Genomic DNA, 24019 nt, shown 5'->3' with positions numbered 1-24019 from the left:
CGGAGTGCTTAGAAGGAGGTTCCGCTCGTTATTACAACACCAGGAGGTAGTTACAAATTCTTGGATCAGCTATTCAGCAGCGCCTTAGTCGACATATTGCTAAATATGGAGGTGACAGCGAACAGCACAGTAGAGATGACGAACAAGCCGGAAATAAAGCTCCAAACACCGACAATAAAAAGAGCGCCGATTAAGATGTCTTTTTTAAAGTCGTTCATTGTGCTCAAATTCTCTATTTTTAAATCTTGCGCTTGACAAGACTTCATGTGCTTGCTCTTCAGTTGCAGCGCACTATACAGGATAGAAAAAAGTTTACAATTAGGCTTTTACTAAATAAATTGTATACAATTTAGAAACAATAAAAATGTCAACGCTTTTTGGTGAATTTTTTACTTTCCAGGAGATACCATGGACAAACTAACCAGCATGAATGTCTTTGTCCGCGTCGCCAAAGCCGGCAGCTTTGCCGGAGCCGCCAAAGATCTCGATATTTCCAGAGCAATGGCTACCAAACATATCATGCAATTGGAAAGCGAACTGAACACACGTTTATTCAATCGCACAACCCGCAGTTTAAGCCTGACGGAAGCCGGTGAGGCTTATCTGGAGCGTTGCCAGCAAGTTTTACTCGACGTGGCCGAGATGGAATCGGCGATCACTCACCTGCAAACAGAGCCGCGCGGCACCCTGAAAATTCTGGCGCCGCCAGTCATCGGTGCCAGCCATATTTCGCCGGGCTTGACCGAATATCTAAAAAACTACCCTGACCTATCGGTGGAAATGGTGCTGAAAGGCGGACAAGTCGATTTAATCGATGAGGGCGTCGATTTGGCTATTTATTTGGGACAACTCAACGATACCAGCCTGGTGGCCCGAAAACTGGCCAGCTCGTCGCTGGTCGTATGCGCCTCTCCGGAATATCTCAAAGCACATGGCACTCCGCAAGACCCGGAAGATCTGGAAGACCATAGTTGCTTGATCAACTGGGCGATCCCACCCCGTAACAAATGGCGTTTCAAGGGCATACTCGGCGAACGCACCGTTACTGTCACAGGCCGGATGCAGGCCAACATGGCCGATCCGATCCGCAACGCCGCAGTGAATGGCTTGGGCCTGATCATGTTGCCCCGCTACATCGTCGGCCGAGACATTGAGCAAGGCCGGCTGCAAGTAGTGATGGAGCAATACGGTATCGCGCCGCTGGAAATTTATGCGGTTTACCCGCATCGCAAATACTTGTCGGCCAAAGTCCGTTCGTTTTTAGAGTTTATTCAAGCCTGGCTACCGCATCGAATCGGCATGAACCCATGACCGATCTGCAGAGTAAGTGGGACGCCATTTATCGAGATTCTGCCGCCTCACCTGCGCCAGCCGAGGTGTTGGCGCAGCATCGATATTTGCTACCCAAGCAAGGTAAAGCGCTGGAGTTGGCCTGCGGCCTGGGCGGCAATGCCATCCTCTTGGCTGAGTCCGGCCTTGATGTGGATGCTTGGGATATTTCCTCGGTCGCTTTACAAATATTGCAACAACAGGCTGCCGAAAAAGGCCTTTCCATCGCCACTCGGCAATGCCATATCAGCGCCGAAACGCTGGTGCAGCAGACTTACGATGTGATTGTCATCTGTCGTTTTCTTGACCGAGCCCTGTGTAATGCGATAATGGCAGCCTTGAAACCGGGCGGCCTGCTGTTTTATCAAACATTTACCCGTAACAAACTTGACCAACAAGGCCCCAGCAATCCCGAGTATTTACTGGCAAACAACGAGTTATTGCGGCTATTCAGCCCCTTAAGCATAGTTTTTTACCAAGAATACGCAAAACTCGGCGATGTGCGATTCGGCAATAGAAACGAAGCCTGTTTTATCGGGCAAAAATAAAGCGGTAAATTAATGATAGAAAATCTCGACCCCAAACAATCCTGGGCGGTATTACAAAGCAATCCGGCAGCGGTACTGATCGATGTCAGGACAGCCATTGAGCACAGCTTTGTCGGCCACCCGCCGCAAGCCATTCATGTGGCCTGGAAAGAATTTCCCGGCATGCAGTTAAATACGGGTTTTGTGGAGCAAGTACAACAGCACGCCCCGGATAAAGCCGCGCCGATACTGCTCTTATGCCGCAGCGGACAACGCTCTGTAGACGCCGCCAAAGCCCTGGAAGCGGCAGGGTATCAGCATCTGATCAACATTCTGGAAGGCTTCGAAGGCCCGCTGGATGAAAACAAACACCGCGGCAATACCGGCGGCTGGCGTTTTCATGGCTTGCCTTGGCAACAAAGTTAATCCCTCAGCCAATTTCGGTCCGCGCCAGCGCGAAAACCAAAACTAAATCCCGCTGTGCGGCTTGTCCGTTCGGCCTATCTGTTCCTTAAAAATCATCTAGTAAATTATTGTGATAGAAAAACTCAGAAACATCGCGATCATCGCCCACGTCGACCACGGCAAAACCACCTTAGTCGACCAACTTTTACAGCAATCCGGCACCTTCGACGCGCACACTAAAGTCGACGAACGGGTGATGGACTCCAACGCGCTGGAAAAAGAACGCGGCATTACCATTCTGGCGAAAAACACCGCGATCGACTGGAACGGCTATCACATCAACATCGTCGACACCCCAGGACACGCCGACTTCGGCGGCGAAGTCGAACGGGTTTTATCGATGGTGGATTCGGTTTTATTGTTAGTTGACGCGGTCGACGGCCCGATGCCGCAAACCCGCTTTGTTACCAAAAAAGCCTTTGCCTTGGGTTTAAAACCCATCGTCGTCATCAATAAAGTGGATCGCCCCGGCGCGCGCCCTGATTGGGTCGTCGACCAAACTTTTGACTTGTTCGATAACCTCGGCGCCACCGATGAGCAATTGGATTTCCCGATTGTGTATGCCTCGGCGTTAAATGGTTTCGCCGGCCTGGAAGCCGACGTATCCGGCGGCGATATGACACCGCTGTTCCAAACTATTGTCGATAAAGTAGCGCCGCCGCCGGTTGATGTGGACGCACCGTTCCAAATGCAAGTCATCAGTCTGGATTACAACTCCTACGTCGGCGTAATCGGCATCGGCCGTATCAAGCAAGGCAAAGTCTCGCGCAACATGCCATTGACCATTATCGATAACGAAGGCAAAACCCGTAGTGGCCGCATGCTGAAACTGTATGGTTTCCATGGCTTGGAGCGCGTCGAAGTGGAAACCGCGCAAGCGGGCGACATCATTGCCTTCTGCGGTATCGAGAATTTAAAAATCTCGGAAACCTTGTGCGACCCTAACAATGTAGTTGCCTTGCCGCCGCTATCGGTCGACGAACCGACCGTGAGCATGACCTTCCAGGTCAACAATTCGCCGTTTGCCGGTAGAGAAGGTAAATTCATTACCACTCGCCAAATTTACGACCGCTTACAAAAAGAGTTGCAGCACAACGTGGCCCTGCGTGTTGAAACCACCGACGATCCGGATAAATTTAAAGTGTCCGGTCGTGGCGAGTTGCACTTGTCGGTATTGATCGAGAACATGCGCCGCGAAGGTTTCGAGCTGGGCGTTTCGCGCCCGCAAGTGATCATCAAAGAAATTGACGGCATCAAACAAGAACCGTTTGAAAATGTCACGATTGAAGTGGAAGAGCAGCATCAAGGCACCATCATGGAAAAATTGGGTGACCGTAAAGGCGACCTGAAAGACATGGTGCCGGACGGTAAAGGCCGCATCCGCTTGGAATATGTCGTGCCTTCCCGCGGTTTGTTGGGCTTTCAAACGGAATTCCTGACCGCAACCTCCGGTTCGGGTTTGTTCTATCACGTATTCGATCATTATGGTCCGGTGAAAGAAGGCGCGGTGGGCAATCGCGTGCGTGGCGTGTTGATCTCCATGGCCAAAGGTAAAGCGGTCGATTATTCACTGTATCCGCTGCAAGCTCGCGGTGAGTTGCTGGTGGTTAATGGCGATGAAATCTACGAAGGTCAATTGGTCGGTATCCATTCTCGCGGTAACGATTTAGTGGTTAACCCGACCAAGCCCAAACCTTTAACCAACATCCGCGCGGCGGGCTCTGACGACAGCTTGACCTGCGCCAAAATTCAAAAAATGACGCTGGAACAAGCTTTGGAATTTATCAGTGATGACGAGTTGGTCGAAGTGACACCTAAATCAATTCGTCTACGTAAAATCTTATTGACTGAAAACGAACGCAAACGCGCGCCGAAATAGGCAAACAAAAAAAGCCGTACTCGTCGCAAAGACGAGCACGGCTTTTTTTTTCAGAAAACCAGATTGGGCTTATTGCAATACGAATTTTAAGCCTATCACCAGCAGTAAAGTCGCTAACACCGGACGCAAAAAATATTCGGGAATCTTCGCACTTAGATGACTGCCGACCCAAATACCCGGCACCGACCCCAGCAGCAAGCTGATCAGTAAATCCAGATCGAAATTCCCCAGGCTCAAATGTCCCAAACCGGCCACGGCGGTCAAAGGTATCGCATGTGCCAAATCGGTGCCGACAATTTTCAAGGTCGTCATTCTTGGATAAAGAAATAGCAAAGCAACGGTTCCCAAAGCTCCGGCACCAACCGACGACAATGTCACCAACACCCCCAGCACCGCACCAGTAAAAACCGTTGCAACTTTTTCCCAGCGCGGTGAAAATCGGCCACTATTTCCCTGGTTGCTGTGTTCGTCATCAATCTCCGCACTCTTGGACGCTTTGCGCAACAGAATACTGCGAACCAGCAAGGCCAGAGCGGTCAGCAACAAGGCCACACCCAAGGTAAAGGTAATTGCACCGGTCACTTCCTTGCCAACCTCCATCAAATTTTTCAACACATAAAGTGTTACGCCTGCAAAAGGCAAGCTACCCAACGCCAACCAGCCGACGATTTTCCAATCTACCGAACCGTGCTTACCGTGATGAACAAACACTCCGGCGGTTTTCGTAATCGACGCATACAGTAAATCCGTGCCTACCGCGACGGCGGGTTTAAAGCCAAACAAAAACACCAGAAGCGGCGTCATCAACGAACCGCCGCCAACACCGGTAACACCCACCAGCATACCCACGAAAAATCCGGATGCCGTATACATTAAATTCATAGACAATCACCTTAAACTTCATAATATTCGATAAGTGACTTCATTATGCCAGCGCAGTCACTCAGCTTATTAATGATTAAATTGCATATGTATATTTAATTTTTAGATATTTATTGGTCTGAGCGCACAATTGCTCAACACCTAAATGACTGAGCCCGACGCCATCTTTTAGTAAACTGACGAGTATTCACTAAAATCCAACTTTAGGAGGATTTATGGTTAGGCAGGCGATAGTTTTGGTATTTGGCTGGCTTTTGTCAGGCACGGCCTTCGGCGATCAAGATGACTGGGTCTACACGCCACGTCAGCAACCGCAGCAAAGACAATACCGGCAGCAACCCGAGCAGCGGCAATACAATCGCCGAGACTATTCCAGCAATGACTATGATGACCAGGATCGTGATCGTGATCGTGATCGTGATTTTCAAGACTATCAAAGAAATCAAGGCAATCAAGGTTTTCAGGGCTATCGAGGCGGCTATCGCGGCTACGTTCCTCAGCCTCCGACCGGCTATCAGGCTCCCGCCGACTATTATGGGTTACCGCCAGTAAGGGGTTTTGTCTACCCACCGCAACCTCAGCAAATGCCGGGATTCGAGAATCACCAACGCGGACGCTGGTAACTGTAAAACTAACTATTGATCTTTAGCATGAAAAAGGGCATCAGGCTTTCGACATCTCTTCACTCAGATTGACCTTACGATACTGAGCGTTTTTGTCGGGAATTCGATAAATTGTCGGACAGTTGGCAAGCGTTCCCGAAGATAGAGCTTTTTGCGGGTTTTGAGATAGCGATGAAAGGGCTGGGTTTGCATTTACAAGGAAACTCTTAACACATTGATTGCACTGGCGGCCCGACAAACTTACCACGAACGGAATCAATAACATATGCTTCTCCTTGAGCCTGCCGGAAGACTTACTCGAAGCGGCCTTAAGTTTTAAAAACAAACAGTTATTGCCGAATTTTGGCACCGGCGGAAATTGGTCATGATTTTGCTTGGCGGTTAATGCCTGTCCAAATCAAATCGACTAAGGGGAATAAAATGTTTGAACACAAAAATCTTGACGGCACATGGAACCGCGTTGTTTCAACAAACGATGCGTATCTGAGTGGTGATATTCTGGAAACGCGGGATATGGTCGGCACCGAACCCGAGAAAATCGCGCGTATGCAATTTGCTGTGATCGGCCAGCGCCTGGTCGAGCGTTGCCTGCCGCCGGAAGCCTTGAGTGAAACTTGGGAGCAGGATGCCGGCAAGCTGCCTTGGTGGGATTCGGTAAAAAACCCGCCGCATATGGGTATTATCGCCGACTTCAACAGCCACAACGGCGGTTTGCATCGTATTCCTTTCGACGCCAATCATAACGTCGTTGGCTTTGCCAGTGATGGCGAGGAAATCGTTCTCGGTAAAGGCGTGTACACAGTCACCCGCAAAAGCGATGGCAAAGAGTTGAGCGCTGCATCGCAAAGTGAGCTGCGCGCGTTGTATTTCGCATAAGCGGTGGATTGATCGGCACTGGACCCGGTTAACCCGGTTTTATTAACCCGGCCCTCAAACATCGTTGCTCCCGCTTAAGCGGGAGCCCCGTTTTCTCACTCCCGCTCACCGGTATGCTAAGTTTTAGGTAATAATCGGCGCTAGCTGAGAATGCTACGAGTTTTTTCGCTGAACGCAGATTGTCGGAACGGAACATGGGCATACAGGATCGCGACTACTACCGGGAAAAATATCAACCAGGGTCTAATATTGCCGGCCCTGATGTGGTCGCTCATCGGACGACGCAGCGGGATCGCGGAAAATCCGGTCACAGCGGCATTCGCTATCTTTTGTTTCCGGTCTTAACCATTGCCGCCCTGTGGTACGGCGCCGATGCCTTTTTGAGGTTCCAACAGTCCAAAAGGCAGACGGAGATACCGCTTCCGGCGGCTATGGCTCCGCAAGCCCAACCACAATCTAATCTGATTACTCCCAAAGCCGGCGGCGTGGTTTTAAAAACCGACCCGCAAGGCCATTTTCGCGGTACGGTGTTAGTCAATAATGTGCCTATGCCTTTTCTAATCGACACCGGAGCGACCAAAACCGTGATTCCGAGCAGTATGGCAATCCAAGCCAGTTTGCCCTTCGGCGGCGTGGTGCAATCCAATACTGCTGGCGGCAAAGTAGCGGATCGCGCGACTCAAATCACAAGCTTGGTTCTGGGTAGTGCTGTCATTAAAAATCTTGATGCGCACATCAACGACCACCTGGATGAAGTGTTGATTGGCATGAATACTTTAAAATATTTCCAGATCACGCAAACCGGCAATACGCTGACTTTGTTAGCCAATAACCAAGCCGGCATCAGACCGGCCAGCCAATACGTGGACAGCCTGGAGAACTTGGCCGCCAATCAATCTGCCAAAAAGCCCACGACCATCAAAAAAACCGTGCATTGCGATGAACGCCAGGTTTGCACAACAACCTATAGCGATCATTAATGCCGGCCATTAGCAGCAGTTTTTATGCTTACCTATCGCGCTTGCGTTGGATCAAGCGTTGGGGTTTGAAGCGCAACGCCCATGAAGAAAATGTCATGGAGCATAGCTGGGAAGTGGCGGTGATTGCCCACACGCTGGCCTTAATCAAAAATCGCTATTTTGACGGCCAACTCGATGCCAATGCGGTCGCCACCGCCGCGTTGTATCATGATGTAACCGAAGTGATTACCGGCGATTTGCCGACGCCGATCAAATACCACTCGCCAGCGATTCTGGGTGCTTACAAGCAAATCGAACAACAGGCCGAAACCGAGCTGTTGAACTTGTTGCCGGGCGCATTGCGCGAGGATTTTCGCTCGTTTATTCAACACGAAAACCTGCCGGATGTTCATCAGCACATCATCAAAGCAGCCGACAAGATTTCCGCTTATCTAAAATGCCAGGCCGAACTCAAAGCCGGCAACACCGAGTTTGAAATGGCCGCCGCGCAGTTGGCTCAGAATATTCATGAATTGCAACAGCCGGAAGTAGTGTTTTTTATGCAGGCGTTTGCGCCGAGTTGCGGCTTGACGCTGGATGGCTTAATGCAAAAAAGCGATGCCGAAAAAGGCCGGACTCTATAATCCGCGCACCAATAGTTTTAACTGATTTTTAAATTCGCTTTTCAACCGATAAAGCTGCGCGGGCCTATGCGCGCCGGCTGTTTCGGTTTGCCCTTCTACTGTTTCCAGCACCCCCAGTTCCTCCATTTTTCGTCGAAAACTGACTTTGTTCAGGGTCTCGCCTAAGCAAGCCTCGTACATTTTCTGCAATCTCGGCAAGCTAAAGGTTTCACCGGCCAAGTAACAAGGCAAGGAGGAATACTGCGACTTGTTACGAATCCGCTCCACCGCCGCGGCAATGATGTCGTTATGGTCAAACGGTAGGCGCCGCAAGGCATCCACTGCACAAATAGTCAGGCCGGGATGGTTTGCGGACAAGATCAAATCGGCATCGACCAAAGCAAAATACACCACCGAGATTGACCAGCCGCGTGGGTCCCGCGCTGCGCCGGCAAAGGTTTTCAGTTGCTCTAAATAGGGCGGCAGCAAACCGGTTTTTTGTTGCAGGATGCGTACCGCGGCGTCCAGGCAATCCCTATCGTCTTGCGCGTGAATATACCCGCCGGGCAAGGCTTCCTGGTTTGCGTAAGGTTCTTTGTCGCGTTTGGACAGCGTAACGCACAAGCGATCTTCTTGGATGATCAGCAAGACAATATCAACAGTTGAAATAATGGGTTCGAGCATAGCAATATTGAGTTGGGCTACTTGAGGCATCTTAGTTAGTAAAGAATTATAACTATACCTGCATAAAAAATAGCGCACGATAAATTTTTGTTAGTTGCATTATGTAACTAACAGGGTTAAGCTAAGCCCATCTCAACTATCGTCGCAGGTTAAAGCTCATGGCAAATACTCAATTACTGATCATTGATGCGCAAAACGACTTTTGCGATAACACCCCCGAAGGCTATGCTCCGGCCCTGCCCGTGCCGGGCGCCTATCAGGATTGCCTGAGACTGGCGCAGTTGATTGAACAAGCCGGACTTGCCATTGCCGGCGTTATCGCCACGCTCGATACCCATCACATGATCGATCTGGCACACAACAGCTCTTGGCTAACTGCAGAGGGTGTAGCCCCACCCCCATTTTCCCGGGTGACTGCCGCTGACTTTTTAGCAGGCCGTTATCGCCTGGCCGTCACACCGGTGTCACCGGAGCAAAACGATTATGTTCTAAACTACCTGCAACAACTGGAGCAGATGCAGCGGCCTTTTATCCTTTGGCCGCCGCATTGTTTAATCGGGACACCGGGACACAAGCTTAACCCCGAGTTGGCGCAAGCCTTAAGCCATTGGGAAACGCGAACCTGCAAACCCGTTACGCTGGCGCAAAAAGGCGAAAACATTTGGACGGAAAGCTTTTCCGCACTAAAAGCCGTCATCCCGGACCCTGCCGATCAGGCCACGCAGTTGAATCGAGCACTACTGGAAATACTCGCTGAGTCGGATCGTTTATTAATCGCCGGCCAAGCCAGCAGCCATTGCGTCAAGGAGACGATCAGCGACATCTTGCAGTTCGGCGCCGCCGAGCTAAAACGCAAGCTAGTGATCCTGACGGACTGCATGAGTCCTATCAGTGGATTCGAAGCGGCGGTCGAACAATTTTTTACCGAACTGCGCGCACAAGGCATTCGTTTGGCAACCAGCGCCGAAATGGCTTTGGAACTGGTCCCCGAAAATAACCCATACTAAGGAATGCACATGACTCCCATCGTCAAAAGCCTGCTCGAAAACGATTTGTACAAATTTCCGATGTGGCAAACCATGCTGCATAAGCGCCCGGAAGCCAGCGCCGAATACGACTTTATCTGCCGGAGTACGCCGGAATACCCGCTGGCCGACTTGCTGGCTGATGTCAAACAAGAGCTGGACCACCTTTGTTCGCTGCAATTTGCCGACGACGAGTTGGTCTATTTAGCCAAACTACGTTACTTAAAACCCGATTTCATCGAGTTCCTGTCCTTGTTTCGGTTTAGAAGCAAATACATCAAGGCATTTGCGGAAGGCGACACCCTGAGAATTCAAGCCCAGGGTCCGCAAGTGCATGTGATGAATTTCGAGATATTTTGTTTGTACATCGTCTCGGAACTGTATTTTCGCCGCTTCGATCAAGCGGCGCTGCTGGCGGAAGGCAGACGCCGCTTGCAGGCAAAATTAGCTACCCTTAAAGCCTTTGCCGAGCAACCCGCAAAAACCCATGCCTTCGAGATTTTCGATTTTGGTTTACGGCGGCGCGCCTGGAGTAGCTGGCAAGAAGAAGTGGTGCGGACCTTTCAAACCGAAGTGCCCGGCTTGTTTAAAGGCACATCCAACGTCTATTTGGCCAAAAAATTTGGTTTAACGCCGATCGGCACCATGGCGCATGAATATCTGCAATCCTACCAAGCCCACGTGGTGCGGCTGCGCGAGTTTCAACGTATGGCCTTGGAAGATTGGGCGCAGGAGTTTCGCGGCGATTTGGGTGTGGCGTTGACCGACACCATTGGGATGGATGCATTTTTGCGCGATTTTGATTTGTATTTTGCCAAGTTGTTTGACGGCCTGCGGCATGACTCCGGCGATCCGGTGATTTGGGGCGAAAAAGCCATCGGCCATTATCAAAAACTACGCATCAATCCGCATGGCAAACGCTTGGTGTTCTCGGATGGACTGGATATTCCCAAGGCAATCAGTCTTTATCAGCACTTTGGTGATCGCATTCAGTTGGGCTTTGGGATCGGCACAAATTTAACCAACGATCTTGGCGGCCCCAAGCCTTTGAATATTGTGATGAAGCTGGTGCGCTGCAACGGCGACCCGGTGGCGAAATTGTCCGACGCCCCCGGCAAAACTTTATGCAATGACCAAACCTTTATCGCCTACTTGCGGCAGATTTTTAATCACTACGCCTAAATTCTGCATAGGAATTGTTATGTCTACTTGTCCCTTAACCGTCGCCATCGCCCAAATCAATCCTATGGTCGGCGATTTTGCCGGCAACTTGGCGATTGCCAAAGATGCTTATCGCCAAGCCGGCGCGCAGCAGGCGCAATTGTTAGTGTTCCCGGAGTTGTCCTTGTGCGGGTATTACCCCGGCGACCTGTTAAACGAATCGACCTTTATTCGCAAAGCCTACGAAGCGTTGGCAGAGCTGACTGCTTTTTCAACGCAGTTTCCGGACCTCGTTGCGATTGTCGGCACGCCGATAAGAGCAAACGGCCCCGGTAAGCCGCTGTATAACGCGCTGATCGCCATCCGTAACGGCGAGACTATTGCGGAATATCACAAGCAACTGTTGCCCACCTACAATATTTTCGATGAGCGCCGTCATTTCGAGCCGGGTCAACAGGGCGCGGTGAGTATAGATGTCGGCGGTTATAAAGTAGGGCTGATGATTTGCGAGGACGGTTGGAATGATGACGCCGACGATTATCCGGTTAATCCTTACGAAGCACTTGCCCGGATGCGCCCGGACTTGGTGGTCAGCATCAATGCCAGCCCGTCCAATATCGGCAAACGCGCGCAACGCCAACAAGTGATTTGCGGCGCCGCCCGCCGGCATGGCTTGCCGATACTGTATGTCAATCAAGTCGGCGGACAAGACAGCATTGTGTTTGACGGGGCTTCCTTTGCCGTGAATGCCGATGGTGAGATTGCGCGCGAATGGCCGGCTTTCCAAACGGTGATAGATACGCTGCGTTTTACAGAAGGCGGATTTCAAACCATTGCGCAATCGGCCCAGCCCCAAATTGATAATGATCAGGAATTCATTCTTCAACATATCCTGCTGGGCTTACGCGATTATGTGCGGCGCTGCGGCTTTAAGCGAGTCGTGGTGGGTTCGTCGGGCGGTATTGATTCGGCGTTGACGATTGCGATTGCCGCCGAGGCCTTGGGACCGGAAAATGTCATCGCCATCACGATGCCGTCGGCATTTTCCAGTAGCGGGTCGGTAAGCGACTCGCAGTTACTGTGCGAGGCTTTGGGGGTAACGCTTTACAGCTATCCGATCAAGGCGCTGGTCAATGATTTTGGGGGGCAATTTCAAAGCAGCTTTAACGATGAATTGCGCGGCTTGAGCCTGGAAAATCTGCAAGCCCGCCTACGCGGTACCATCCTGATGGCGTACTCCAACCACTCCGGCGCGATGGTCCTCACTACCGGTAACAAAAGCGAAATATCGGTGGGTTATTGCACCTTGTACGGCGACACCAACGGCGGCTTGGGCCTGATTGGTGACTTGTACAAAACTGAGGTGTACCGGCTATCCGCTTACATTAACCAACGCGCCAATCGCGAGATTATTCCCGCGGCGATTTTAACCAAACCGCCTTCCGCCGAATTGGCGCCCGATCAAAAAGACACCGATAGCTTGCCGCCTTACGAGGTGTTGGATGAAATCTTGAAACTGCTGATCGAAGGCAAGCAGTTGGCTGAGCGGGAATATCAACAAGCCCAGGAGTTTGTGACTGGCTATCGAGCCAGCGCCGCCGGCGAAGCGGTGTACCAACGCATCGTCGGCATGATAGCCCGCAACGAATACAAACGCCGACAAGCACCGCCCATCATTCGGGTGCGACCCAAAGCGTTCGGCGCCGGCCGGCAAATGCCGATAGCGGCCAAGCATTAAGGCTAGAGCGATGACTAAATACCAAAAAGCCATTGTGATTGGCCGTTACCAAATTTATCACAAGGGGCACGAGCAACTAACCCGCCGGGCCTTGGAGATTGCTGACGAGGTGCTGGTGATTGTCGGTTCGTCCTTTCAGTCCAGAAATATCCGCAATCCGTTTAAATGGACCGAGCGGGCGGCCATGATCACCGCCACGCTGCAGGAGAGCGAGCAAACCCGCCTGACATTTTTACCGGTGCGGGATTATTACGACGATACGCTGTGGAATGCCGATGTCAGGCGGCAAGTTGGAGCATGTGTGGCGGACGGCGAACGGGTTGCGTTGGTCGGCTTTAACAAGGACGAGTCCACGTACTACCTGGATAATTTTCCGGATTGGGCGATGGAAGCGATAGAGTCCGAGCTGGATATTGATGCTACGGCGCTGCGCCACCAGCTGTTTGCGGCGGAAAGCGCGGAGACCGCGTTGACAAACATCGCCAGGCGGATTTCTGTGCCGGTGCGGGATTTTTTAAATGATTGGGCAAAGAATCCCGAGTACGCGGTATTAAAAGCGGAATACGCCAAAATCGATGCAGAGAATCAAGTCTATGCTGGTATTCCTTGGGATATTATTGCCACCACCGTCGATGCGGTAGTCACTGTCAACGATCATGTATTGCTGGGTAAGCGCAAACATTATCCCGGCAAAGGCTTGTGGGCTATCCCCGGCGGCTTTCTGGAGAAACGCGAATCCTTGCTGCAAGGCGCGATCCGCGAATTGAAGGAAGAAACCAGCCTGAACCTGCCGGATGCCGCTTTGCGAGACTGCCTGCAACAGGTTAAAGTGTTTTCCCACCCCAGAAGATCGTGCCGTGGCCGCGTCATCACGCATGCGCATCACTTTGCTTTGGCAACTCCTTGGCTTGATGGGTCTCGGCCGGAGATAAAAGCAGCGGACGATCTTGAAAGCGTGGCCTGGATACCGATCACGCAGCTGCCGGCACTGGAAGAAGCGCTGTTTGAAGACCATTTCGCTATCTTGTGCAACTTCCTGTCATTTCAAACTAAGTAGGACGATGCACGTTATTTAAGCTTAACAGGGCAGAGGGAATAGCCAGGGAAACTTATCCATGAAACCCGAAGATTTACCAAAACTGGTCAGCGTTACTATGCCTTACGGCAAATACAAGGGCCGCGTTATCGCCGATTTGCCCGGCCACTACCTCAATTGGTTCGCGCGCGAAGGGTTTCCTGCCGGTGAATTAGGCAGACTATTGGCATTGATGCAGGAAATGGATCACAACGGCCTAAAACCTTTGCTCGAGCCGCTCAGACAAATAAAGTCCTGACTATTAAGCTGGTCCTTAATATGACTGGTCTTTATTTGCCCAGTATCGGACGGCTGTTTTTTAGGCAAAAAAATTCCGACACGAGGCCGGATTAAGGGAGGAAGTTATTGCGCTGAACATCTCTGCAATGGTGAGCATAGTATCAGTGTTTCCTAATGCCTGGAATGCGACATAATGTCACGCGCCACCTGGCTGAAACGCAGTTTAATGATGCCCGTGGTGACCAAAATGTCCGTGACCGTGATGCCCGCCATAGCCCCTATGGCCTCCGTATCCCCACCCGCCGCGAAACATTGGCACAGGGACCGGCACAACAGGCGCCGAATAGCCGTAACTATAGCTACCGTAACCATACGGCGTATACGTCGCGGGATAAGACTCGGCATAGGGTGCGTAAGCCACACAACCGCTCAACATAGTCAGACTCAAAAACATCAGGGCGAGGCGTATTCGCGTGTTCACGACTACCAACCTTGCCGTATATTCCGATCACACCGCGGTGCGGGGATGGGTTGTTGATAGACAAACCCTCTCACTGGCGGCAACCCGTAATAATCTGCCGGCGCCTGGTAATAGCCGACTGCGGGCGGCGGCACGTATGCGCGGTAATACGGATTGTTATAGTGATACCCGTAGTGCTCGCGTTGGTAACTATGATGATGTCTACCGCCCCAGTTGCCGTCATGCGCAAATGTTGCGCTCGAAAATAGCAAGATGGTTGCCAATGGTGTGGTAAGCCTGAACATAAATCCTCCTTATCCGGGATCTTCAGTTGCGGCTCATTGTTCACCCGCAGGCTTAAACATCTCTTAACTGACGATAATTCTTAATAAGACTTTTCCGCGCACGGCATGAACGGTGCCGCCTGATTGCATATTTCCATAAAATACCTGGCTGGATGGTATGGTGTCAGGTAAAACAGCTAACAATTGCATTTAACATGGAGACGATATGAGCAACCTGTTTGAGCCGATCAAAGTGGGGGACATCAATTTACCTAACCGCATCGTGCTGGCACCTTTGACACGCTGCCGAGCCAGCGCCGGCCGGGTGCCTAACGAATTGATGGCCGAATACTACGCACAGCGAGCGGATGCCGGGCTGATTTTAAGCGAAGCCACCAGCGTGTCCGCGCAAGGTGTGGGCTATCCGGACACGCCCGGCATTTGGTCGGATGAGCAAGTGGCGGGCTGGACCAAGGTAACCCAAGCAGTACATGCAGCGGGCGGACGAATTTTCCTGCAACTCTGGCACGTCGGCCGGGTGTCGCATCCGGACTACCTAAACGGCGAGTTGCCCGTCGCGCCCAGTGCGATTGCGCCCTTGGGGCATGTCAGCTTGCTGCGGCCGATGCGGGATTACGTGACGCCCAGAGCCTTGGACATCAGCGAAATCCCCGGCATTGTCGAGACTTACCGCAAAGGCGCGGAAAACGCCAAACTTGCCGGTTTTGACGGCGTGGAGATTCACGGCGCCAATGGTTATCTGTTAGACCAATTTTTGCAGGACAGCACCAATAAAAGGACCGATGCCTACGGCGGCTCGATTGAAAACCGCGCCCGCTTAATGTTGGAAGTGACCGATGCCGCTATTTCGGTATGGGGACCGGGTCGCGTGGGTGTGCATCTTGCGCCCAGAGGCGACTCGCATACGATGGGTGATTCCGATCCCTTAAATACCTTTGGCTATCTGGCCGAGCAATTGGGCAAACGCGGCATTGCTTTCATTTTTACCCGAGAATCGCTCGGAGAAAACCGCATCAGCCCGGCGTTGAAAAAGCGTTTCGGCGGCGTGTTGATTGCCAACGAAGGCTTTAATAGAGAAACCGCGCAGCAAGTCATTGCAGCCGGCGAAGCGGATGCCGTTTCGTTTGGCAAGGACTATATTGCCAATCCCGATTTAGTCCGGCGTCTGCAACTAAATGTGGCCCTTAACCCCTATCATGCTGAAACCTTTTATGTGGCCGCGGGGCAGGATCCGAGAGTTGGCTATACCGATTACCCGAGTTTGGTAGCGGAAGTGGGCTAAAAATCTTGTGGTTCCCGCGCAAGCGGGAACCACACATGCTACACGCCAGAGTTTTGCGAGGCCCACAGAGAAAGCTTAATCGCCACGCGGAACTTCAGACAACGCCATATCCTGCAATAATTCCAGCCAAATCTGGCGATATTTTGGACATCCGGCTTGGTAAAAACAGTTGGTCAAGACGCGCCAACCCGCCATACTGGGTTTCTTCAGTCAACACGTCGCAGCTGTTCGCGCTCAGCCGGAATGGTGCCTGGACTAACCAGGCTCAAACCCACTCCGGTTGCACCGCCATGCAAGAGCTCACCCCACAATATTCGAACTTATCCGCGATTATTCCGGGTCGCCTTGAAAACCGGAACACAGAGGTATAGCGGGCATGCATGCTTGGGAAGAGCCGCGTTTGTATCCCGCTCTGTAGCCGCCCTTCCTATCGATAAACCCTATCAGCCATAGCGAAAGTTACCCCGGTAGTAATAACTCACACCCCACCAGGGATGGCGGATGCCAAAATCCAGATAGAACTCGTCTTCTGAAACAGCACTTTCGCTGATGCTGGCCGAACCTAGCAATAAGTAATCCGGAATATTCAGGCGTAGCGACCCGCATTGCCAGAAATGGCCGTTACTGCGATATAGCAACTCGCCGTTTTCGACGCTGACCTTCAAGCGCAAACCAAAACCAAAGCCTATTAGTTCGACTAACTCGTGGTCGGCCGCATAAATCATCTGAGAACTGAAGTAATCGGTTTTACCGTCCGCATAGGTCATCGTCCGCTGCCAATGCAACAGTTCGCCGACGGCGGTCTTGTCCACTTCCGCTTGTGCCGCCTGCCCGCGCCACAGTAACAAACCGCCGAACAAATGAATCAGCCAAATCAACGGAAACAGGTAAGTTGGATAGCCAATTTCCATCGTTCCGACTAGCCGGCTTTGTTGGCCATTGCTAATTCGGTAATGTCTTTGAATAACGGCCGGTAATTGTTGCCAGTCGTCGCCCAACACTTTTTGCATTAATGACACAGACATGGCTCAGCTCCAGAGTGAATTATGAAACACCATCAAGGTGGTGATGCCTATCATGCCGAAGAAAGCCGGCACGCCTAACCATAGCCAGATCTTGACGTAGTAGTGGTACAGATAAGGTAAGGCTCGGCCTTGGTCCAGTGACTCGGTGGCAATGTCGCGCATGCGGATCTGCAAAATTACCACCGGCAACCAGCACAGTCCGGTGATTAAATACAGCACCACTGTCCACCACAGCCAGCCGTCGCCGAACGAAGCCGACAATTGATCGGCCAATAACACGCCGGTTAACGGCTGGATAATCACAGTCGGCGTGGTGAACCACCAATCGGCCAGCACTACATGTTTGCTGGTCGAGGCGATTGCCGCGTGATCGCCGCTTTTATCGGCCATCACTTTGTAAAACACCGTGCCGGAACCCAAGCCAAACAGTACGATGGCGCTGAGGATATGGATCAATTTTAAAGATAAATACATCATGACGGCTCTCCTTCCAATTCTCTGACAACTAACAAGCACATTAAAAAAGGCAGGTTTTTCAATAGTGGGCCGAACGGGTGGAATACAAATTCCGGTAAATATGCGGCCACTGTCAGGCTATAGCCGAGGACGATCCAGAACTGCCAAAGCATGAGCTGACTAATCCTAAACCGCGCCAAGGTCGCCAATCCCAAGCCAATATCCATCGCTGCCAAGCTGTATAAAGTTATTGGTGCGCTCGCACCGGTGATGCCGAGGGGTGCCAATAGCTGATAACTCAGTTGATGCGGGTAGAAAAACAGCGAGGTGATACCGCTCCATAACCAGACGAAGGCAATCGTATACCGCAACAAAGGCTTGAAAAAATACAAACCCGCATGCCAACGCTCGGCTTGGCTGGCCGCTTGTTCGAACCATTGCTCGTTCACGTTGATGGGCGCTCGGCCCAAGAACTGGGTGAGTGGTGTTGGATCTGCGCTATTGCCGCGATTCAGCATCGCCAAGTTGTCTTTGCTGACAATCGGCTGGTTCAGCCATTTGCCCATACCCGCCATGCTCAGAGCAAATTGGTAAGATACGGAGCAAGTTCTGGCCGTTGGTTTGCCTAATCGTCGCCTAAGCCCTTGCAGCCAGTCCGCATAACTTATCGGACTGGGGCCGACCAGAGCCAAGGTCTTACGACCGGAGACAGCCGGCTCGAGACAACGACAGACGGTGGCGGCCACATCGGCAATATGAATGGGTTGCAAAAGCTGGCGACCACCATCCGGCAGCAAATGCACGGGTAAAGCGGCCAACGCATGAAACAAGCCACTGCTTTGCCCGCCGGGGCCATAAACCAGCGAGGGCTGCAATACAAACCAGTCCAGGGCCAATTCACGCAAGGCATCGTCGGCAGCTTTTTTGCTGAGGTGGTAATTTGATTCGGCGCCCGCGTCGGCACCCAAAGCGGAAACTTGCACGATCTTTTTTACCCCAGCACGTGCACCGGCTTGAAACAAGGCTATCGGTGCTTGGCTATGCAACTGGGCAAAGCTTTGGTTGTTGTTCTCGGCAATGATGCCCACGCAATTGACGATTGCGTCGATAGCTTGCAGATGCGGTAGCCAGGAATTGATCGTGCCGGCCTGGGCAAAATCCAAGTTTAATCGGATCAGGTTTGGATGATCGATTAGTAGACGTTCGGGGTGGCGGCAACAGGCCGTGACCTGGTGACCCTGTCGCAGCAACTCGTGTAATACGGCGCTGCCGATAAAACCGGTCGCGCCGGTTAATAGAATGTTCATGGTTTTGCTCCAAATGTTGAGAGGCAGGAGCAAATTAACGACCACGAAACGGCCAAACTTCCGAATTGATAGGACAGGAATAGAAATAATTTACGCGGGATATAACCCGATAAACTTCAAAGTGTTACGGATTTACAAAATGATAAAACTGGAGTTTTTTGTTTAGCCGGCGTGTGTTTTTCGATACTGTCCGGGCGCGACGCCGACGATGTCGCGAAACGCCGCGTAGAAATTGGACTGGGTGCTAAAGCCCACCGTCAAGCCTATCGACAACACCGACGCATTGGGTTCCGCCAATAGCAGTTTTTTAGCAGCGGCGATGCGTTGTTCGCGAATGTAGCGGGAAAAACCTTGTTGAAATTCGGTATTGATCAGTTCGGATAATTGGTGCTGGCTCAAATTCAGTTGCTCGGCCAACACCGCCAAACTCAAGGTTTCCAAAGTATAAAGCTTGTCCTGTGTCATCAAGGCGTCGAGCTTGGACAGCACCGCCTGTCTGTCGACATTATTAAGCGTGGACTCGGCATAGGCCGCCCGTACCGCCTCGGAAACGTCGGCCGTAATGTTCGGGAAGCGCAACAAGGTTAATGTCACCGCAAAAAACGCCAGCCCGATCAGTATGCTGTAGCTGCCGATGAAGTCGGTCTGGTTCAATAACGGCCAGATAAAGCCCAGTAGCAACACCCCAACGGCAATCGCAAACAAAATCCCCAGCGCCGATAACTCCCAATGAAAGCGCTGTCTTTGTCCGCGTAGCGCATAGACTGTTTTCGCCAGCCACAGCAAATAGCCGCCGCCAACCAAAAAAGCGCCGGGCAGTGCCAATCGATAAGGCAAAATCATGCACAGTGCAAACGGCAAGACATGCAATACATCGTGCCGGCTATAACCGGCGTCATTACGTAAAAGTTGCCGGCTGTAAAAATAGAAGCTGGGAGCAATCCCGTACAGCAGAAATAGGTACAGCGCGGAATGCACCTGCTCGTATCGATTCAGCAAGTAGCCTAAATGCAGGCTCTGGATACCGGCCAATCCGGCTATCAATAGAAACCCGGCCAATTTCGACGTAAAGCGTACGGGTTCCCTGGCTTGCAAGATATTGCCGGCCAGCAACAACAAGGCCGCACCGAACGAGAAACCGATAAATAACAACGCAACGATAGACATGGACGACCAAGCAAAAAAAGAGTTTTGAGTTTAGCCCGTGTTTTTAGGCCGGCCAAGGTTTGGGCCGACACTATCTATTGACGACTCTAGCCGTTAAAATCGCTGGCGGGTAAACACGAGGACATGCACATGGCTTTAGCGGAAAAATTATCGATCAGCGTCGCGGATTATCTGCAAGGCGAATTAGTCAGCGACATCAAGCATGAATATATTAATGGCGAGGTGTATGCGATGGTCGGCGTGAAACGGGCACACGACACCGTCACAACCAATTTAATCGCTTTTTTGCATACTTACCTGCGCGGAACACCTTGCCGGGTTCATTCCGGAGAAATGAAAGTTCGCGTGCAAACCGCCCACGACGACTGTTTCTTCTACCCGGATTTACACGTCACCTGCTCGGCAGCCGACACCGCCGAGCACTACAACAGCCAGCCGAAACTGATTATTGAAGTGTTATCGGACGCTACTGAGCGCTATGACCGAGCCGAAAAGTTTCATCACTACCGGAAGTTGCCCAGTTTGGAAGAGTATGTGCTGATCGCTCAGGACACGCAGCGCGTGGAGTGTTACCGCCGCGCCGAGCAATGGGATTTACGGCTATATCAAGCCGGCGAGCGGGCGTTGTTGCAATCCATCGGCCTGGAAATGCCGGTCGCCGAGATTTATGAAGGCATCGTGTTTGAAGGCGCGGCTTAAGCGTAAACTCCCTCTCGCCCTGAAGCCTAAGCCAGCACCACCGGAATCTTCCCAATTTTTGATTGCCACTCTTTCGGCGCGGTGTTGTGAATCGACTCGCCGCGACTATCCACCGCTACCGTTACCGGCATATCTTCGACGACAAACTCGTGAATCGCTTCCATTCCCAGCTCGGGAAAAGCCACGACCCGTGCCTGTTTGATGGCCTTGGATACCAAATAAGCCGCGCCGCCGACCGCGATTAAATACACGGCTTTATGCTTGGCGATGGCTGCTATCGCTTTTGGGCCGCGTTCGGATTTGCCTATCATGCCTAGCAAGCCGGTTTTTTCCAGTACCGTGTCGGTGAAACTGTCCATGCGGGTGGCGGTAGTCGGACCGGCCGGGCCGACCACTTCGTCGCGCACCGCATCGACCGGGCCGACGTAATAAATGAATTTGTCTGTTAAATCGACACCTTCGGGCAACGGCTCGCCCTTGTTCAACAGATCGACGATACGCTTGTGCGCGGCGTCGCGGCCGGTCAATAAGGTGCCGCTCAGCAGCAAGGTTTCGCCGGGCTTCCAGTCGGCAACGTCTTGCTTGGTCAAACCATCGATATTGATCCGGCGAGCACTGCTGGCCGATTGGGTGATTGCCGGCCAGTCGCTTAGTTTGGGCGGCGTCAGCAGCGCTGGACCGGAACCGTCTAATACAAAATGTGCATGGCGCGTGGCAGCGCAGTTGGGAATCATCGCCACCGGTTTATTGGCGGCGTGAGTCGGGTAATCCAGGATTTTCACATCCAGCACCGTGGTCAGGCCGCCCAAGCCTTGCGCGCCTATGCCCAGCGCGTTGACCTTGTCGTATAGCTCCAGGCGCAACTCTTCAATAGCATTCGATGGCCCGCGAGCGATCAACTCCTGAATGTCGATAGAACCCATACACGCCTGTTTGGCCAACAACATCGCTTTTTCGGCAGTGCCGCCGATGCCGATACCCAAAATACCGGGCGGGCACCAGCCGGCGCCCATGGTCGGCACGGTTTTCATCACCCAATCGACAATGCTGTCGGCCGGATTAAGCATAACGAATTTGGATTTGGCTTCCGAGCCGCCGCCCTTGGCCGCTACTTCCACGTCCACCTTGTCACCCGGCACCAGTTCCATATGCACCACCGCCGGTGTGTTGTCTTTGGTATTGATACGCTTGCCGGCCGGATCAGACAGAATCGAGGCGCGCAAGACGTTGTCCGGATGCAGATAAGCCTGGCGCACACCTTCGTTAACCATCTCGGTCACGCTCAATGCCGCATCCCAGCGCACGTCCATACCAATTTTTAAAAAAACCGTAACAATGCCGGTGTCCTGGCAAATCGGCCGGCGGCCCTCGGCGCACATCCGCGAATTTATCAAAATCTGCGCCATCGCATCCTTCGCCGCCGGGCTTTCCTCCTTTTGGTAAGCCACATACAAGGCATCGATGAAATCCTTGGGATGGTAATAGGAAATGAACTGCAAGGCATCGGCGATGCTTTGGATGAAATCGGCTTGGCGAATGGTGGTCATGGTGGTCGTCGGGCTATGAAGGAGAATTGGAAATTTATCACGAACCGCTGCCGTCCTGAATCAAAAACTGGTCGCCCAAGCCATCGGTATTGAAATATAGAACCACAACTTGGAAGTCAGGATGATTTCATCATCCACCCCGCACCGCGGGCGCTAAATTACCGGATTATCTGATTTACCCGTCAACCCCGGCGCATTGTTGGCTAAGGATGCAAGATTAATAATCGGCACAGCCTGGCCATTCTCAAAGGATACGAACTCGGAAAAATGCTCGGACCTTGCAATAGGGTTGTCACGGCGCATCGACGCCTTCACTTTAACGATGTCAGACACCTCATCAATGCCGATAGCCAGGTAATTGGCATCATGTTTGGCAAGCAGGACTAGGCGTCTTTGCAGGTCGACAACCAATTCAATCGTTGAGTCGAAAATATTCAAAAGCTCCATTAACGTGGAGTGTTTAGCCTGATTCAAAGCCGACAACGCTTCATCGACACGGCCGGTTTCCGCCATATTCAGCAATTTATCGGCTAGTTCATGTATGGCGGCGTGCGGCCTTTCGAAACAAGACAATAGCAAATGCAGTCTTTTGTGTCGGGGCGTGTAAGCGTAATACCACTTACCGAACGCGCATTCCCTCGGGTTTCTGGCCTTGCTGAAGGTGCCGTGGTTGCGGACCGAATATTCCAGTTCGGCAATCCATTCCAGGTGATCTTTTCTGCGAATTTCCAAAAAGGACTTTAATTCCTCATATTCAAAGTATTTCGACTTGATATCCAATAAATCCCAAAGCGACACATAAGGAAAAACCTCGCCATCGATACCGTAGAAGGGATCGGAGTTCTGCCCGCTGTAGGGATAAACCGGGGAAATGGGCACAATCCTTTTGACGCTGGATAGCGGTAGGCAAAAATATTTTTCGCCAATTAGAAACAGTAACAGTTCCATGCTTGCTCCTCCCACCCGATGAACCGGTGGGCTTCGTTAATTTCCCAATAATTTGCAGATCCTCTGCTTTCGAACGACGTTGCGGCGAAGGCCTATATAGATGCTGAGTCTCCCTGTCGGTGAGACGGGCCGACCCATCGCCTTGGCACAGCTAGATAGCGGATGCGTCTTTTTGGCGTTGCTTAACCGTCAGCATAAGCAAATGCAACCAGAGTCTAACCTAATTCGCCATAGTCTAACATCCAAAGCAAGTATAGATTAGCACGCTCTAATATTTTGTGGCGATCATTGCGTAGCGGAGAGCAATGTTTAGACCGCTACGCATGCAGGATAAAGCATGGCTGCTGCAAGGCAATAGCTCCAACATTCATGCGCCGAATGATTTAAGGCCAACATACGGCCCAACACGGCTACGCCTATTGACGCCCTACCAATTGCGCCTCGGCCTTGGATTATATCCACCAGAATCCGGTTAAATGCGGTTATGTTGATTTACCGGAGCATTGGAGTTATTCAAGTGCCTGGAATTATGCCGAGCAGGATGGACTATTGCCGGGCCATCGGGATTGGTTTTAGCTCACCGCAGCGCGGTTGGTTTGCATTCCCACGCGGCGCGCTCATCGTTATACACAAGTCTCCCAACGACTAAACTACCAGGAGGCATGAGGCATATAGATGATGGAGAACAGCGATGAGCAATTGGGCCGAAGAAGAAGTACAAACCGCTGATTTGGAAG

24 protein-coding genes are annotated in these 24019 nt (G+C 51.8%); 15 read left to right on the top strand and 9 right to left on the bottom strand.

Translation table 11 applies throughout. The features are described 5' to 3' along the window. Positions 1 to 65: 65 nt before the first annotated feature. A complete protein-coding gene (locus QLH52_RS11010) occupies positions 66 to 266 on the bottom strand; it encodes a hypothetical protein (protein WP_319961571.1) in 201 nt (66 codons plus the stop codon). 142 nt (positions 267 to 408) lie between these two features. Here QLH52_RS11010 and QLH52_RS11005 point away from each other — a divergent pair, with 142 nt between their 5' ends. From QLH52_RS11005 to typA, 4 genes are all read left to right on the top strand, one after another. Further along, a complete protein-coding gene (locus QLH52_RS11005; protein WP_020484211.1) occupies positions 409 to 1311 on the top strand; it encodes a LysR family transcriptional regulator in 903 nt (300 codons plus the stop codon). Beyond that, a complete protein-coding gene (locus QLH52_RS11000; RefSeq protein WP_205452534.1) occupies positions 1308 to 1877 on the top strand; it encodes a class I SAM-dependent methyltransferase in 570 nt (189 codons plus the stop codon). The genes QLH52_RS11005 and QLH52_RS11000 overlap by 4 nt, the downstream gene beginning before the upstream one ends. A gap of 12 nt (positions 1878 to 1889) precedes the next feature. Further along, a complete protein-coding gene (locus QLH52_RS10995; protein WP_319961570.1) occupies positions 1890 to 2282 on the top strand; it encodes a rhodanese-like domain-containing protein in 393 nt (130 codons plus the stop codon). A gap of 109 nt (positions 2283 to 2391) precedes the next feature. After that, entirely contained in the window at positions 2392 to 4200 is a 1809-nt protein-coding gene (typA, locus tag QLH52_RS10990) for a translational GTPase TypA (RefSeq protein WP_171697184.1), read from the top strand. A 69-nt stretch (positions 4201 to 4269) separates the two neighbouring features. Here typA and QLH52_RS10985 read toward each other — a convergent pair whose 3' ends face one another. Then, positions 4270 to 5082, bottom strand: a complete 813-nt coding sequence (locus QLH52_RS10985; protein WP_319961568.1) for a sulfite exporter TauE/SafE family protein — start codon at positions 5080 to 5082, stop codon at positions 4270 to 4272. Positions 5083 to 5297: 215 nt separating this feature from the next. Between QLH52_RS10985 and QLH52_RS10980 the strand changes: the two genes are divergently transcribed. The 4 genes from QLH52_RS10980 (at position 5298) to yfbR (ending at position 8184) form a co-directional block, all read left to right on the top strand. Further along, on the top strand, positions 5298 to 5705 hold the full coding sequence (locus QLH52_RS10980; RefSeq protein WP_319961567.1) for a hypothetical protein: 408 nt from the start codon (positions 5298 to 5300) through the stop codon (positions 5703 to 5705). A 420-nt stretch (positions 5706 to 6125) separates the two neighbouring features. Further along, positions 6126 to 6581, top strand: coding sequence for a hypothetical protein (locus tag QLH52_RS10975; RefSeq protein WP_319961566.1), 456 nt, complete (start codon positions 6126 to 6128; stop codon positions 6579 to 6581). Between the two features lie 194 nt (positions 6582 to 6775). After that, a complete protein-coding gene (locus QLH52_RS10970; RefSeq protein WP_319961565.1) occupies positions 6776 to 7561 on the top strand; it encodes a retropepsin-like aspartic protease family protein in 786 nt (261 codons plus the stop codon). Continuing rightward, positions 7561 to 8184, top strand: a complete 624-nt coding sequence (gene yfbR, locus QLH52_RS10965) for a 5'-deoxynucleotidase (protein WP_205452524.1) — start codon at positions 7561 to 7563, stop codon at positions 8182 to 8184. The genes QLH52_RS10970 and yfbR overlap by 1 nt, the downstream gene beginning before the upstream one ends. Here the strand turns inward: yfbR and QLH52_RS10960 are convergent. Then, positions 8179 to 8847 (bottom strand): NUDIX hydrolase, encoded by a 669-nt coding sequence (locus QLH52_RS10960; protein ID WP_240348156.1) that lies wholly within the window; start codon positions 8845 to 8847, stop codon positions 8179 to 8181. The genes yfbR and QLH52_RS10960 overlap by 6 nt on opposite strands. A 158-nt stretch (positions 8848 to 9005) precedes the next feature. Between QLH52_RS10960 and QLH52_RS10955 the strand changes: the two genes are divergently transcribed. From QLH52_RS10955 to QLH52_RS10930, 6 genes are all read left to right on the top strand, one after another. Then, positions 9006 to 9854 (top strand): cysteine hydrolase family protein, encoded by an 849-nt coding sequence (locus QLH52_RS10955; RefSeq protein WP_205452522.1) that lies wholly within the window; start codon positions 9006 to 9008, stop codon positions 9852 to 9854. 9 nt (positions 9855 to 9863) lie between these two features. Beyond that, the gene (gene pncB / locus QLH52_RS10950; RefSeq protein WP_205452521.1) at positions 9864 to 11054 is read left to right on the top strand and encodes a nicotinate phosphoribosyltransferase; all 1191 of its coding nucleotides are present in this window, start codon (positions 9864 to 9866) and stop codon (positions 11052 to 11054) included. Between the two features lie 19 nt (positions 11055 to 11073). Further along, positions 11074 to 12771, top strand: a complete 1698-nt coding sequence (locus tag QLH52_RS10945) for an NAD+ synthase (protein WP_205452520.1) — start codon at positions 11074 to 11076, stop codon at positions 12769 to 12771. A 10-nt stretch (positions 12772 to 12781) separates the two neighbouring features. Then, positions 12782 to 13828 carry an NUDIX domain-containing protein gene (locus QLH52_RS10940; protein ID WP_205452519.1) on the top strand — a complete coding sequence of 349 codons (1047 nt, stop codon included), beginning with the start codon at positions 12782 to 12784 and terminating at the stop codon, positions 13826 to 13828. A 58-nt stretch (positions 13829 to 13886) separates the two neighbouring features. Further along, positions 13887 to 14105, top strand: a complete 219-nt coding sequence (locus tag QLH52_RS10935) for a DUF3820 family protein (RefSeq protein WP_205452518.1) — start codon at positions 13887 to 13889, stop codon at positions 14103 to 14105. Positions 14106 to 15056: 951 nt separating this feature from the next. Further along, a complete protein-coding gene (locus tag QLH52_RS10930) occupies positions 15057 to 16133 on the top strand; it encodes an alkene reductase (protein ID WP_205452514.1) in 1077 nt (358 codons plus the stop codon). A gap of 443 nt (positions 16134 to 16576) precedes the next feature. On the opposite strand, the gene QLH52_RS10925 is transcribed toward QLH52_RS10930, so the two are convergent. The 4 genes from QLH52_RS10925 to QLH52_RS10910 form a co-directional block, all read right to left on the bottom strand. Then, on the bottom strand, positions 16577 to 17158 hold the full coding sequence (locus QLH52_RS10925) for a DUF4166 domain-containing protein (protein WP_319961564.1): 582 nt from the start codon (positions 17156 to 17158) through the stop codon (positions 16577 to 16579). Between the two features lie 3 nt (positions 17159 to 17161). After that, positions 17162 to 17635: a DUF2269 family protein gene (locus QLH52_RS10920; RefSeq protein ID WP_319961563.1), complete on the bottom strand. Its 474-nt coding sequence runs from the start codon at positions 17633 to 17635 to the stop codon at positions 17162 to 17164. Continuing rightward, a complete protein-coding gene (locus QLH52_RS10915; protein WP_319961562.1) occupies positions 17632 to 18921 on the bottom strand; it encodes an NAD(P)H-binding protein in 1290 nt (429 codons plus the stop codon). Before QLH52_RS10915 ends, QLH52_RS10920 begins: the two co-directional genes overlap by 4 nt. A gap of 162 nt (positions 18922 to 19083) precedes the next feature. Next, the gene (locus tag QLH52_RS10910) at positions 19084 to 20088 is read right to left on the bottom strand and encodes a helix-turn-helix domain-containing protein (RefSeq protein ID WP_319961561.1); all 1005 of its coding nucleotides are present in this window, start codon (positions 20086 to 20088) and stop codon (positions 19084 to 19086) included. Between the two features lie 129 nt (positions 20089 to 20217). Here QLH52_RS10910 and QLH52_RS10905 point away from each other — a divergent pair, with 129 nt between their 5' ends. After that, positions 20218 to 20787 carry a Uma2 family endonuclease gene (locus QLH52_RS10905; RefSeq protein ID WP_319961560.1) on the top strand — a complete coding sequence of 190 codons (570 nt, stop codon included), beginning with the start codon at positions 20218 to 20220 and terminating at the stop codon, positions 20785 to 20787. 26 nt (positions 20788 to 20813) lie between these two features. Here the strand turns inward: QLH52_RS10905 and QLH52_RS10900 are convergent, their stop codons facing one another. Together QLH52_RS10900 and QLH52_RS10895 are read right to left on the bottom strand one after the other, a co-directional pair. Further along, positions 20814 to 22334 (bottom strand): fumarate hydratase, encoded by a 1521-nt coding sequence (locus tag QLH52_RS10900; protein ID WP_319961558.1) that lies wholly within the window; start codon positions 22332 to 22334, stop codon positions 20814 to 20816. Positions 22335 to 22487: 153 nt separating this feature from the next. Further along, positions 22488 to 23282: a chemotaxis protein CheW gene (locus QLH52_RS10895; protein ID WP_319961556.1), complete on the bottom strand. Its 795-nt coding sequence runs from the start codon at positions 23280 to 23282 to the stop codon at positions 22488 to 22490. Positions 23283 to 24019: the final 737 nt, after the last annotated feature.

It is taken from the genome of Methylomonas defluvii, from assembly GCF_033949435.1.
Classification (GTDB): Bacteria; Pseudomonadota; Gammaproteobacteria; order Methylococcales; family Methylomonadaceae; genus Methylomonas; species Methylomonas defluvii.
This window is presented reverse-complemented; position numbering and strand designations above follow the sequence as displayed.